General features: G+C 64.9%; 11 protein-coding genes. 8 read left to right on the top strand and 3 right to left on the bottom strand.

The features are described from left to right. Window positions 1–2: 2 nt before the first annotated feature. Window positions 3–611, bottom strand: a complete 609-nt coding sequence (locus DMX06_RS12430; protein WP_110737446.1) for a TPM domain-containing protein — start codon at window positions 609–611, stop codon at window positions 3–5. Between the two features lie 203 nt (window positions 612–814). Between DMX06_RS12430 and bglX the strand changes: the two genes are divergently transcribed. The 7 genes from bglX to DMX06_RS12395 all read left to right on the top strand — a co-directional run bounded on the left by bglX (window position 815) and on the right by DMX06_RS12395 (window position 10,585). Continuing rightward, window positions 815–3,106: a beta-glucosidase BglX gene (bglX, locus tag DMX06_RS12425; protein WP_110737443.1), complete on the top strand. Its 2,292-nt coding sequence runs from the start codon at window positions 815–817 to the stop codon at window positions 3,104–3,106. Window positions 3,107–3,224: 118 nt separating this feature from the next. Beyond that, a complete protein-coding gene (locus DMX06_RS12420; RefSeq protein WP_110737441.1) occupies window positions 3,225–4,982 on the top strand; it encodes an ATP-binding protein in 1,758 nt (585 codons plus the stop codon). After that, entirely contained in the window at window positions 4,976–6,310 is a 1,335-nt protein-coding gene (locus DMX06_RS12415; protein WP_110737438.1) for a sigma-54-dependent transcriptional regulator, read from the top strand. The genes DMX06_RS12420 and DMX06_RS12415 overlap by 7 nt, the downstream gene beginning before the upstream one ends. A 279-nt stretch (window positions 6,311–6,589) precedes the next feature. Next, window positions 6,590–7,909, top strand: coding sequence for an MFS transporter (locus tag DMX06_RS12410; RefSeq protein WP_110737436.1), 1,320 nt, complete (start codon window positions 6,590–6,592; stop codon window positions 7,907–7,909). A 125-nt stretch (window positions 7,910–8,034) separates the two neighbouring features. Next, window positions 8,035–9,186 carry a Fic family protein gene (locus DMX06_RS12405; RefSeq protein ID WP_110737434.1) on the top strand — a complete coding sequence of 384 codons (1,152 nt, stop codon included), beginning with the start codon at window positions 8,035–8,037 and terminating at the stop codon, window positions 9,184–9,186. 348 nt (window positions 9,187–9,534) lie between these two features. Further along, window positions 9,535–9,861 carry a hypothetical protein gene (locus DMX06_RS12400; RefSeq protein WP_110737431.1) on the top strand — a complete coding sequence of 109 codons (327 nt, stop codon included), beginning with the start codon at window positions 9,535–9,537 and terminating at the stop codon, window positions 9,859–9,861. A gap of 118 nt (window positions 9,862–9,979) precedes the next feature. Further along, entirely contained in the window at window positions 9,980–10,585 is a 606-nt protein-coding gene (locus DMX06_RS12395) for a flavin reductase family protein (protein ID WP_110737429.1), read from the top strand. On the opposite strand, the gene DMX06_RS12390 is transcribed toward DMX06_RS12395, so the two are convergent. Together DMX06_RS12390 and DMX06_RS12385 are read right to left on the bottom strand one after the other, a co-directional pair. Beyond that, entirely contained in the window at window positions 10,586–10,819 is a 234-nt protein-coding gene (locus DMX06_RS12390) for a hypothetical protein (RefSeq protein WP_110737426.1), read from the bottom strand. 42 nt (window positions 10,820–10,861) lie between these two features. After that, a complete protein-coding gene (locus DMX06_RS12385; RefSeq protein WP_050703928.1) occupies window positions 10,862–11,155 on the bottom strand; it encodes a putative quinol monooxygenase in 294 nt (97 codons plus the stop codon). Between the two features lie 202 nt (window positions 11,156–11,357). Between DMX06_RS12385 and DMX06_RS12380 the strand changes: the two genes are divergently transcribed. Continuing rightward, the gene (locus DMX06_RS12380; protein ID WP_110737424.1) at window positions 11,358–12,278 is read left to right on the top strand and encodes an AraC family transcriptional regulator; all 921 of its coding nucleotides are present in this window, start codon (window positions 11,358–11,360) and stop codon (window positions 12,276–12,278) included. Window positions 12,279–12,293 lie beyond the last annotated feature (15 nt).

Here is a 12,293-nt window from a genome sequence, read left to right as displayed (position 1 = left end):
AATCAGTCGAGAATCACCAGGCGGTTGGGCAGCTCGTTACGCGCATGGGTGGGCGGCACATGTTCGCTGAGCAGCTCGCCGCAGGCCTCGATGCACTCGACGAAGCCCTGCAGGGTATGGCCCTGGCGCACCTGGTCGGTGAAGCGGGCGACGATCGCCTCGCGCGCCTGCTCCGGCAGGTGCCGCGCGATGCCTTCGTCAACCAGGATCTCGACATGACGCTCGGCTTCACTGACGAAGATCAGCACCCCCGTGGCACCGGCGGTACGCTGCAGGTTGAGCTCGAGAAACTGCTGGCGGGCCAGGCCCGACGCACGCCTGCGCCGCAGCAGCGACGGCACCACCCAGGCCGCCACGCGCGGGTGGCGCAGCAGCAGGCACAGGCTGATGAAAGTCATCATCTGCGCCAGCAGCAGGCCATTGACGCCGATACCACCCAGCCACAGGTGCAACGCGCCCGGGATCAGCAAGGCCAGCAGGGCGGCCCAGAGCAACGGCAGGTAGGGGAAGTCATCGCCGCGGCGGGCCAGCACGGTCACCAGCTCCGCATCGGTACGCCGCTCGGCGCGGGCGATCGCTTCGGCGATCTGGCGCTGTTCGTATTCGGTCATGCCATCGTCTCTCGAGCGTTCTTATCGTTGTTATCCCGGCAATCGGGTGGGCGAGAGTGTATCTCAACAAACGCCTCATATAAGGCATAATCCGCGACTGCGCCGGATCATGGATGAATGATCCGCAGAACCGCCAGCGGACGCGACAACAACAGGCGTACGAAACGTCTCGGCCAGCCGCATATCACTCGACAACGGAATTGATGATGAAACTGTCTTTGCTGGGCCTGGCCATGGGCCTTGCCAGTCAGGCGGCCCTTGCCGCCCCCTCCGCCGCGCCCCTGCAAGACAAGCAGGCGTTCATCGACCATCTGGTCGGCCAGATGACCGAAGCCGAGAAGATCGGCCAACTGCGCCTGATCAGCATCGGCCCCGAGATGCCCCACGAGAAGATCCGCGAGGAAATCGCCGCCGGACGCATCGGTGGCACCTTCAACTCGCGTACCGCCCCCGAGAACCGGCCGATGCAGGACGCGGCCATGCGCAGCCGCCTGAAGATCCCGATGTTCTTTGCCTACGACACCATCCACGGCGAACGCACCATCTTCCCGATCGGCCTGGGCCTGGCCTCGTCCTGGGACATGGACGCCATCGCCAAGGTCGGCCGCACCTCGGCCATCGAGGCCGCCGCCGACTCGCTGGACATGACCTTCGCGCCGATGGTCGACATCGCCCGTGACCCGCGCTGGGGCCGTACCAGCGAAGGCTTCGGCGAAGACACCTACCTGACCTCGAAGATCGGCCAGGTGATGGTCAAGTCGTTCCAGGGTTCGAGCCCGGCCAACCCCGACAGCATCATGGCCATCGTCAAGCACTTCGCCCTGTACGGCGCGGTGGAGGGCGGGCGCGACTACAACACGGTCGATATGAGCCTGCCGAAGATGTACAACGACTACCTGCCGCCCTACCGCGCCGCGCTCGACGCCGGTGCCGGCGGGGTAATGGTGGCGCTGAACTCGATCAACGGCGTGCCGGCCACCTCCAACACCTGGCTGATGAACGACCTGCTGCGCAAGGAGTGGGGCTTCAAGGGCGTGACCATCAGCGATCACGGTGCCATACAGGAGCTGATCCGCCATGGCGTGGCCCGCGACGGCCGTGAAGCGGCCAAGCTGGCGATCAAGGCCGGCATCGACATGAGCATGAACGACACGCTTTACGGCGAGGAGCTGCCGGGGCTGCTGAAGTCCGGCGAAGTCAGCCAGGCCGAACTGAACCAGGCGGTGCGTGAAGTGCTGGGCGCCAAGTACGACATGGGGCTGTTCAAAGACCCCTATGTGCGCATTCCCAAAGCCGAAACCGACCTGAAGGACTACTACGCCGAGGACCGCCTGCACCGTGACACCGCTCGTGACGTGGCACGCCGTGGCCTGGTGCTGCTGGAAAACCGCGAGCAGACCCTGCCGCTGAAAAAGTCCGGCACCATCGCCCTGGTAGGCCCGCTGGCCGATGCGCCGATCGACATGATGGGCAGCTGGGCCGCTGACGGTAAACCCCAACACTCGGTCACCGTGCGCGAGGGCCTGCGTCGCGCCGTCGAAGGCAAGGCCAAGCTGGTCTACGCCAAGGGTTCGAACGTGACCGGCGACAAGGCCATGTTCGACTACCTGAACTTCCTCAACTTCGACGCCCCGGAAATCGTCGACGACCCACGCCCTGCCGCCGTGCTGATCGACGAAGCGGTCAAGGCCGCCAGGCAGTCGGATGTGGTGGTGGCCGTGGTCGGCGAGTCCCGTGGCATGTCCCACGAGTCGTCGAGCCGTACCACCCTGGAGATCCCGGCGGTGCAACGCGACCTGATCAAGGCGCTGAAAGCCACCGGCAAGCCCCTGGTGCTGGTGCTGATGAACGGCCGTCCGCTGTCGATTGCCTGGGAGCGCGAGCAGGCCGATGCCATCCTCGAGACCTGGTTCAGTGGCACCGAGGGCGGCAACGCTATCGCCGATGTGCTGTTCGGCGACTACAACCCGTCCGGTCGCCTGGCCATCACCTTCCCGCGCTCGGTCGGGCAGATCCCGATGTACTACAACCACATGCGCATTGGCCGGCCGTTCACCCCGGGCAAGCCGGGCAACTACACCTCGCAGTACTTCGAGGAGCCGAACGGCCCGCTGTACCCGTTCGGCTACGGCCTGAGCTACACCAGCTTCGAGCTGTCGGGGCTGGCACTGTCGCAGAAGGAACTCAAGCGTGGCGGCACCCTGCAGGCCAAGGTGACGGTGAAAAACACCGGCAAGCGTGACGGAGAGACCGTGGTGCAGCTTTATATCCAGGACCAGAGCGCGTCGATGAGCCGCCCGGTCAAGGAACTGAAGAACTTCCAGAAAGTCATGCTCAAGGCCGGCGAAGCGCGAACCTTGACCTTCGACATCAGTGAGCAGGACCTGAAGTTCTACAATGGCCAGCTGCAGCACGTTGCCGAGGCTGGCCAGTTCAATGTGCAGATCGGCCTCGACTCGCAGGCGGTACAGCAGCAGAGCTTCGAGCTGCGTTAAGCAGGTTCGGCCTCATCGCGGGGCGAGCCCGCTCCCACGGGAATGTTCGAGACCCTGTGGGAGCGGGCTTGCCCCACGATGAGGCCGGCACAGACAACCGAGATCCCGGATCCGCCCCATGCCCTCATCCTTCCGCGCCCTGCGCCTGGGCTTGATCATCCTGCTGATCCTGGTCGGCACCACCCTCAGCGCCGGCTGGGCCATGCACCAGGCCAAGCGCCAGGCCATGGAAACCGACGCCCGCCGGGCCAGCGAGCAGTTGGGCCTGTACGCCAACGCCCTGCACACCCTGATCGAGCGCTACCGCGCCCTGCCAGCAGTGCTGGCGCTCGACCCGGAACTGATCGCGGCCCTGCGCGGCCCGGTCACCGAGCCGGTGCAGGACGCCCTGAACCGCAAGCTCGAACGCATCAACGGCGCCGCCAACTCCTCCACCCTGGAGCTGCTCGACCGCACGGGCCTGGCCATCGCCGCCAGCAACTGGCGCCTGCCGACCACCTATGTCGGCTCCAACTACGGCTTTCGCCCCTATTTCAAGCAGACCCGCAGCCAGGGCAGCGGCCGGTTCTATGCCGTCGGCGTGACCAGCGGCGTACCGGGCTACTTCCTGTCCAGCGCGGTAAACGACGAACACGGCCGCTTCCTTGGCGCCATGGTGGTCAAGCTTGAGTTCCCGGAGCTCGAGCGCGAGTGGCGCCAGGGCAGCGATATCCTGCTGGTCAGCGATGCCCGAGGCATCACTTTCATCGCCAACCAGGACGGCTGGCGCTACCGCGAGCTGCAACCGCTGTCCGGCGCCGACCGCGCCGAACTGGCCGAAACCCGCCAATACGACAAGCAACCGCTGGTGCCCCTGCAGCACCAGGCCCTGACCCGCTTCACCGACACCAGCCACCTGACCCGCGTGCAAGGCCCGGATGGCACCGCCGAGTACCTGTGGGAGCGCCTGCCGCTGGAAGCCGAAGGCTGGACCCTGCACCTGCTGCGCAAGCCGCAGGTCGCCGAGGACGGGCGCAACGCCGCCCTCGCCGCCGCGGCGATCTGGCTGAGCCTGGTGTTCGCCGCACTGTTCGTCAGCCAGCGCCTGCGCCTGGCCCGCCTGCGCCAACGCAGCCGCGAAGAGCTCAAGCGCCTGGTCGAGGAGCGCACCCGCGAGCTGCATACCGCCCAGGAAGGCCTGGTGCAATCGGCCAAGCTGGCGGCACTGGGGCAGATGTCGGCGGCACTGGCCCACGAAATCAACCAGCCGCTGACCACCCAGCGCATGCAGCTGGAAACCCTGCGCCTGCTGCTCGACCATGGTCGCCATGACGAAGCCCGCCAGGCCCTGGAGCCGCTGGAGCAGATGCTGACCCGCATGGCCGCGCTCACCGGTCACCTGAAGACCTTCGCCCGCAACAGCCCCGGCGGCCTGCGCGAACGCCTGGACCTGGCCACGGTGGTCGACCAGGCGTTGCACCTGCTGGACACCCGCATCCGCGCCGAAGGCGTCGAAGTGGCGCTGTACCTGGCACGCCCGGCCTGGGTCCGCGGCGACGCGATCCGCCTGGAGCAAGTGCTGATCAACCTGCTGCGCAACGCCATCGACGCCATGGCCGACAAGCGCTACAAACGCCTGGAGATCCGCATCGAGGCCGACGATGGGCAATGGCGCCTGAGCGTGCTCGATTCCGGCGGCGGCATCCTCGACTGCGACCTGGACCGGGTCTTCGATCCGTTCTTCACCACCAAGCCGGTAGGTGAAGGGCTGGGCCTGGGCCTGGCCATCTCCTATGGCATCGTCATCGACGCCGGTGGCCGCCTGCAGGTCGAGAACCTGCCGGGCGGTGCCCGCTTCAGCCTCACCCTGCCCCGCGACCTGGAGCCTGTATGTTGAATTCGGTGATCGTCGTCGACGATGAAGCGAGCATCCGCACCGCGGTGGAACAGTGGCTGAGCCTGTCGGGCTTCGACGTGCGGCTGTTCGCCCGTGCCGAGGACTGCCTGGACAAACTCGAGCCGCACTTCCCCGGGGTGATCCTCAGCGACGTACGCATGCCCGGCATGTCCGGCCTGCAGTTGCTCGAACGGTTGCAGGCGAGCGACCCTGACCTGCCGGTGATCCTGCTCACCGGCCATGGCGACGTGCCCATGGCCGTGGAAGCGATGCGCAATGGCGCCTATGACTTTCTGGAAAAACCCTTCACCCCGCAGCACCTGATGGGCAGCCTGCACCGGGCCCTGGAAAAGCGCCAACTGGTCCTGGAGAACCGCCGCCTGCATGAACAGGCCGACCTCAAGGCGCAGCTGGAAAACACCCTGCTGGGCATGTCCCAGGGGTTGCAGCAACTGCGCCGCCAGGTGCTGGAGCTGGCCGGCCTGCCGGTCAACGTGCTGATCCGCGGTGAAACCGGCAGCGGCAAGGAGCGCGTGGCGCGCTGCCTGCACGACTTCGGCCCGCGCGCCGACAAACCCTTCGTCGCCCTCAACTGCGCGGCCATTCCCGAAACATTGTTCGAGGCCGAGCTGTTCGGCCATGAAAGTGGCGCGTTCACCGGTGCCCAGGGCAAGCGAATCGGCAAACTGGAGTACGCCAATGGCGGTACCGTGTTCCTCGACGAAATCGAGAGCATGCCCCTGGCCCAGCAGGCCAAGCTGCTGCGGGTGATCCAGGAGCAGAAGCTTGAGCGGCTGGGCGCCAACCAGAGCATCAGTGTCGACCTGCGCATCATCGCCGCGACCAAGCCGGATCTGCTCGAGGAAGCCCGCGCCGGGCGGTTCCGCGAGGATTTGGCCTACCGCCTGAACGTCGCCGAGCTGCGCCTGGCGCCCCTGCGCGAACGGCGCGAGGACATCCCGCTGCTGTTCGAGCATTTCGCCCGCGCAGCCGCCGAACGCCTGGGGCGCAGCGCTCCACCGTTGAGCGGCGTGCAGCTGGCACGCCTGCTGGCTCACGATTGGCCGGGCAATGTACGCGAGCTGGCCAATGCCGCCGAACGGCATGCCTTGGGGCTGGGCTCGCCGGCCTTGGAGATCGAGTCCGGCGGGCAATCCCTGGTCGGGCAGATGGAAGCGTTCGAGGCCCAGTGCCTGCGCGCCGCATTGCGTCAGCACAAAGGTGAGATCAAGGGCGTGATGGAGGCGTTGCAACTGCCGAGGCGCACACTCAATGAAAAGATGCAGCGGCATGGGTTGGTGAGAGAGGACTTTCTCGGCAGCGAGTGAGCGGATTTCCGCCTATCAACCTGCATCAATGAGCGGGAAACCGCCCATCCATCTCTGCATCAAAGGCGTTGCTTTGCAGCCCATCGCTGGCAAGCCAGCTCCCACAGGTTACCGTGCACACCAGGCAAGACGCGGTCTGTGTGGGAGCTGGCTTGCCAGCGATGGGCGCAAGGCTCCCCCAAATGGATCACCACGCACTCATCTGGCACACCTCCTGCAAAACCCTTCTCAAGCTGCGCCTCGAGCGCGCTCCACAAAAACAACGAGAAGGTATCCCTGATGGATAACGCCAGCACTCTGCCCACCGGGGCGGCCGTTGCGCCCGCCGCGCAAAAGTCCACCGCCAGCCGCCTCAAATCGATCTTCAGTGGTTCCATCGGCAACATGGTCGAATGGTACGACTGGTACGTCTACGCCGCATTCTCGCTGTACTTCGCCAAGGCCTTCTTCCCCGCCGGCGACACCACCGCCCAACTGCTCAACACAGCCGCGATCTTCGCCGTGGGCTTCCTCATGCGCCCGATCGGCGGCTGGCTGATGGGCCTGTACGCCGACCGCAAGGGCCGCAAGGCGGCACTGATGGCTTCGGTGCTGCTGATGTGCGCGGGTTCCCTGGTCATCGCCCTGACGCCGGGTTACGAGACCATCGGTGTCGCCGCGCCGATCCTGCTGGTCATCGCCCGCCTGATGCAGGGCCTGTCGGTTGGTGGTGAGTACGGCACCTCGGCCACCTACCTCAGCGAGATGGCCAGCAAGGAACGCCGTGGGTTCTTCTCAAGCTTCCAGTACGTCACCTTGATCTCGGGTCAGCTCATCGCCCTGGCGGTGCTGATCGTCCTGCAGAACACGCTGACCACCGAAGAGCTGTATGCCTGGGGCTGGCGCGTGCCGTTCGTGATCGGCGCGCTGTGCGCGGTGGTCGCCCTGTACCTGCGTCGCGGCATGGAAGAGACCGCGTCCTTCACCAAGAAGGAAAAATCCAAGGAAAACCTGATGCGCACCCTGCTGCGCCATCCCAAGGAACTGATGACCGTGGTCGGCCTGACCATGGGCGGTACCCTGGCCTTCTACACCTACACCACCTACATGCAGAAGTACCTGGTCAACACCGTGGGCATGAGCATCAGCGACTCGACCACCATCTCGGCGGCCACGCTGTTCCTGTTCATGTGCCTGCAGCCGGTGATCGGCGGCCTGTCCGACAAGATCGGCCGGCGCCCGATCCTGATCGCCTTCGGCGTGCTCGGCACCTTGTTCACCGTGCCGATCCTCAGCACCCTGCACACCATCCAGACTTGGTGGGGCGCGTTCTTCCTGATCATGGCCGCGCTGATCATCGTCAGCGGCTACACCTCGATCAACGCCGTGGTGAAGGCCGAGCTGTTCCCTACCGAAATCCGCGCCCTGGGCGTCGGCCTGCCGTACGCACTGACCGTGTCGATCTTCGGCGGCACCGCCGAGTACGTGGCCTTGTGGTTCAAGAGCATCGGCATGGAAACCGGCTTCTACTGGTACGTCACCGCTTGCATCGCCTGCTCGCTGCTGGTGTACGCGACCATGAAGGACACCAAGCAGCATTCGCGGATCACCACCGACTGATCCCTGCTCGCCGAACGTGAAAAGGGGCGCCCCGGATGACGGGGCGCCCTTTTTAATGGATTGTGAGCCGAATAACAGCACTATTCGGCTCACACCATGAGCCGAATGGCGCTATTATTTGGCTCATGACCCCAAAAGCGCACACGGCTGCAGACACCTTCTGGGTCTGGCAGCAGGCCGACTGGCCCGACTTTCGTTGGGATGCGTCGCAACTGGCAACCTTGCTTAGGGACTGCGTCCAGGCGCAGGGCTGCCTGCTGGGCAGAGCGGGAGCGGTAACCGAGGCCAATGCCAACCTCGATACGCTCGATACCCTGCTGCAGAACATTGTCACGTCCTCGGCCATCGAGGGTGAGCAGCTCAATGTGGAATCCGTTCGCTCTTCCCTGGCCCGCCGGCTCGGGATTGCCGAACCAGGAACGACCACGACACGCAGCGAGGGCCTGGCCGAATTGATGGTGGATGCGGCCATGGGCTATGTTCGGCCACTGGATCAGCAACGCCTGTTCCTGTGGCACTGCTGGCTGTTCCCCGAACATGACGATTCACTCGCATTGCCCCTGCCAGTCGGTGAATGGCGCGACGATGCCCCGATGCAAGTGGTATCGGGGCGTATCGACAAACCCAGGGTGCATTTCGAAGCACCGCCGCGTGCCGGCCTGGAGCAGCGGGTGCGGCAGTTCCTCGACTGGTTCGAAAACAGCCGCAGCGATCGGCAACTCGACCCCCTGCTACGTGCGGGGCTCGCCCATTTCTGGTTTGTCACCCTGCACCCCTTCGCCGATGGCAATGGCCGCCTGGCCCGCGCCATCACAGACCTGGCATTGGCCCAGGGCGAGCAGCGGGCGGTCCGTTTCTACGCCATGTCCAGCAGCATCCTGGAAGACCGGGCCGGCTACTACGCAGTCCTTGAAAGCAGTCAGCGCGGCGGTCTGGACGTCACACAATGGCTGGCCTGGTTCCTTGCCACCTTGCTACGCAGCCTCCAGCAAGCGCTGGTGCGCATCGACCGGGTGCTGGCCAAGGCACGCTTCTGGCTGATCCATCGTGGCGACGGCTTGTTGCCCGAACAGGTCAAGGTGCTCAACCGCCTGCTCGATGGAGGGCCTCGCGGGTTCGAGGCCGGTATCAGCGCCAGCCAGTACCAGGCGGTGGCCAAGGTCTCCAAGGCCACGGCCACCCGGCACCTTGCCGACCTGCTGGACAAACACTGCCTGGTTCGTCTGCCCGGCGGCGGGCGCAGCACTCGCTACACGGTGAATACCCAGGAGACTTGAGCGAGGTTGATCAATGAGCGCCCTGCACAGCTCGCTCCCCGCTGCACCTCACGTCACTGGTAACAGGTAGCCATCTCATGGAAAGCCGCTTCTTCCCTTAATTCCCAATTAACTGCCTGGGCCCATTCTGAAATGGCCCTGCCACTGACCTGCCCTTGCGAAACCGAGGGGAACGGCGCTGGGCGGTGGCTGGGGCGCCAATGGCAGCTTCCTGAAATTACCCGCGCCACAATCAATCGATATAATCGATTTTAATTCGCTATTTTTTGCGCTTTTTAATCAATTTAATAGGCGTAGCATTGAATCCATAGAAACAACACCCCCAAGCACCCCACCGGAGCAACGACCATGAAAAACCAACTGATCCTCACCCTCGCCCTCTCTGTTCTGGCCACTGGCGCCTTCGCCGAAGACGGTTTCGACCGTACCGGCGCCCACACCTTCGCTGCCGTGCAGAGTCAGTCGGCTACCTACGCAGAAGATGGCTTCGACCGCACCAACGGCCAGCGCTTTGCTGAAGATGGCTTTGATCGCACCGGCGGCCAGCGCTTCGCCGAAGACGGCTTCGACCGCACCGGCGGCCAGCGCTTCGCCGAAGACGGCTTCGACCGCACCGGCGGCCAGCGCTTCGCCGAAGACGGCTTCGACCGCACCAACGGCCACCGCATCAGCTGATCGCTGATGCGCGCAACCAGCCCGGCCTTGGCCGGGCTTGATCATTTGCAGCCGGGCCAAGCCTTGGCACACTAGGCGCCTTGTCCCCCACCAGGAAGGGCCTCTCGGCCTTGCGCAGATGTACTACTACGAACCCGCCAAAGGCCACGGCCTGCCCCACGACCCGTTCAACGCCATCGTCGGCCCACGGCCCATCGGCTGGATCTCCAGCCACGACCGCGAAGGCCGCCTGAACCTGGCGCCCTACAGCTTCTTCAACGCCTTCAACTACATCCCCCCGATCATCGGTTTCTGCAGCGTCGGGCGCAAAGACAGCCTGAACAACATCGAGCAGACCGGTGAGTTCGTCTGGAACCTGGCCACCCGCCCGCTCGCGCAGCAGATGAACCAGAGCTGCGCCGCCGTGGCGGCGGATGTCGACGAATTCTCGCTCAGTGGCCTCACCCCGGCGGCCTCGAATGTGGTCAAGGTGCCACGTGTGGGCGAAAGCCCGGTGAGCTTCGAATGCAAGGTGAGCCAGATCGTCCAGCTCACGCGCGCCGACCAGCAGCTGGTGCCCAGTTGGCTGATCCTCGGTGAGGTGGTCGCGGTACACATTGCCGAGCACCTGTTGAAGGACGGCATCTACGACACCGCCGCCGCCGAGCCGATCCTGCGTGGCGGCGGCCCGGCCGACTATTTCGCGCTGGGCGAGCTGTTCAAGATGGCTCGGCCTCAGGTCTGATCAGAAGATCAGTTCACCTTCCTCGCCCAAGCCCTGCAGGCGTTCGAGTTCGGCACAAGCGGCCTCGTCGGCCGCGATCGCCGACTGGAACACCTGCCCGTCCAGCACTTTGTGAAAGCGCGGCGCGCCGCCCATGACCAGGGCCTTCACGGCGATCGCCGCGTGGTAGCCGCCGCCTTGCACCGGGACCATTGCCGAAACCGCTTCGAAGTGGGGGAATTCTCTACGTGCCATGTCACTCTGCGCCTGTGTGATCGAGGGGCGGCATTCTACACGTTAGGCAAACGTATGCAGGTCCAGGCTGCTGACCACCTGCTCCTGCACCAGCTCACCAAATACGTCGAGGGTGGGCGAGGCGAAATAGCCACTCATCGCCTGCTGGTCGCACCAGCTGCCGCTGAGCAGCCACAGGTCGGCATCGACCTGCGAGCGCTGCACGCTGAAGCTCAGGCAGCCCGGCGCACGTCGCGACGGCTCGAGCAAGTCGCGCAGGCGCACGCCGAGTTCCGCGGAACGACCGTTGCTGGCGCGGATGAAAGCCAGGTGTGTGACCGGTTGCTGCTGGGTCATGAACGATCTCCTTGAAGCGCTACGGACGGGAAAACCAGGCTGCCAAGGTTAGAGGCTCGCCCGCGCGGGACGTTAGGCCATTACTGTCGGCCGATTGCCTGATCCTGCAACGCGGCAGGATCAGGCAATCGATCTGCAGCTTTCGACTAGCGCCTGCCATTGCCCAAACCTATGCTGCGTCGGTCAGTAGAGGAATCCCGCCATGAGTTCATCCACGCCCCTCGATCCGCTTCTGGAACAGCAACGCCAGGAGCTGGCCGGGCTGATCCGACGTCACGCCAATGGCCCCTATGGCGCGGTCTCAGCCATCGAAGACCTGTACCTGACCCGCTATGAAGAAGATGTGCGCGGCATGCCGGCCCTGGCGCAACCGGCTTTGTGCATCCTGGCCCAGGGCAGCAAGACATTGTTCCTGGGCGACGAGCGCTATACCTACGACCCGCTGCACTACATGGTGGTCTCGGTAACGCTGCCCATCACCGGCGCCCTGCTCGAAGCCAGCCCCGAGAACCCCTGCCTGGGCTTGCGCCTGGACATCGACCCGGCGCAGATCAGCCAGCTGATCGCCGAGAGCGGGCCGATACTGGTACCCGGTCAGTCTTCCGGACGCGGATTGTTCGTGGAGAAAAGCGATCCGCAGTTGCTCGACACGCTGCTGCGCCTGGTCCGCCTGCTCGACAGCCCACGAGATATTGCCGTGCTCGCCCCACTGGTGCGCCGCGAACTGATGTATCGCGTGCTGCGTGGCCCCCAGGGCTGGCGCCTGTGCGAGATCGCCCTGTCCAGCAGCCAGACCCACCGGGTATGCCAGGCCATCGCCTGGCTCAACCGGCATTACCAGGAGCCCCTGCGCATCGAGGACCTGGCGCGAGAGGTCAACCTCAGCACCTCGACCTTGCACCACCGCTTCAAGGCGGTGACCTCGATGAGCCCGTTGCAGTACCAGAAGCAGTTGCGCCTGCAGGAGGCGCGGCGACTGATGCTCAACGACGGGCTGGAGGCCGCGGTGGCTGGCTACCGGGTAGGCTATGAAAGCCCGTCGCAGTTCAGCCGCGAGTACAGCCGCCTGTACGGCGCGCCGCCGATTCGCGACGTGGCGCGCCTGCGCGCCAGCGCCAGCTGAAAAGAGACAAACATC

The organism is Pseudomonas mosselii, assembly GCF_003205295.1.
Taxonomy (GTDB): domain Bacteria; phylum Pseudomonadota; class Gammaproteobacteria; order Pseudomonadales; family Pseudomonadaceae; genus Aquipseudomonas; species Aquipseudomonas mosselii_B.
Note: the sequence above shows the minus strand (reverse complement) of the source record. Positions and strands in the feature narration are given on the sequence as shown.

Coding starts and splice junctions, on each gene's coding strand:
- DMX06_RS12430 (WP_110737446.1), bottom strand. CDS start 611: ATGACCGAATACGAACAGCGCCAGATCGCCGAAGCGATCGCCCGCGCC.
- DMX06_RS12390 (WP_110737426.1), bottom strand. CDS start 10,819: ATGGCACGTAGAGAATTCCCCCACTTCGAAGCGGTTTCGGCAATGGTC.
- DMX06_RS12380 (WP_110737424.1), top strand. CDS start 11,358: ATGAGTTCATCCACGCCCCTCGATCCGCTTCTGGAACAGCAACGCCAG.
- DMX06_RS12400 (WP_110737431.1), top strand. CDS start 9,535: ATGAAAAACCAACTGATCCTCACCCTCGCCCTCTCTGTTCTGGCCACT.
- DMX06_RS12410 (WP_110737436.1), top strand. CDS start 6,590: ATGGATAACGCCAGCACTCTGCCCACCGGGGCGGCCGTTGCGCCCGCC.
- DMX06_RS12405 (WP_110737434.1), top strand. CDS start 8,035: ATGACCCCAAAAGCGCACACGGCTGCAGACACCTTCTGGGTCTGGCAG.
- DMX06_RS12415 (WP_110737438.1), top strand. CDS start 4,976: ATGTTGAATTCGGTGATCGTCGTCGACGATGAAGCGAGCATCCGCACC.
- DMX06_RS12385 (WP_050703928.1), bottom strand. CDS start 11,155: ATGACCCAGCAGCAACCGGTCACACACCTGGCTTTCATCCGCGCCAGC.
- bglX (WP_110737443.1), top strand. CDS start 815: ATGATGAAACTGTCTTTGCTGGGCCTGGCCATGGGCCTTGCCAGTCAG.
- DMX06_RS12420 (WP_110737441.1), top strand. CDS start 3,225: ATGCCCTCATCCTTCCGCGCCCTGCGCCTGGGCTTGATCATCCTGCTG.
- DMX06_RS12395 (WP_110737429.1), top strand. CDS start 9,980: ATGTACTACTACGAACCCGCCAAAGGCCACGGCCTGCCCCACGACCCG.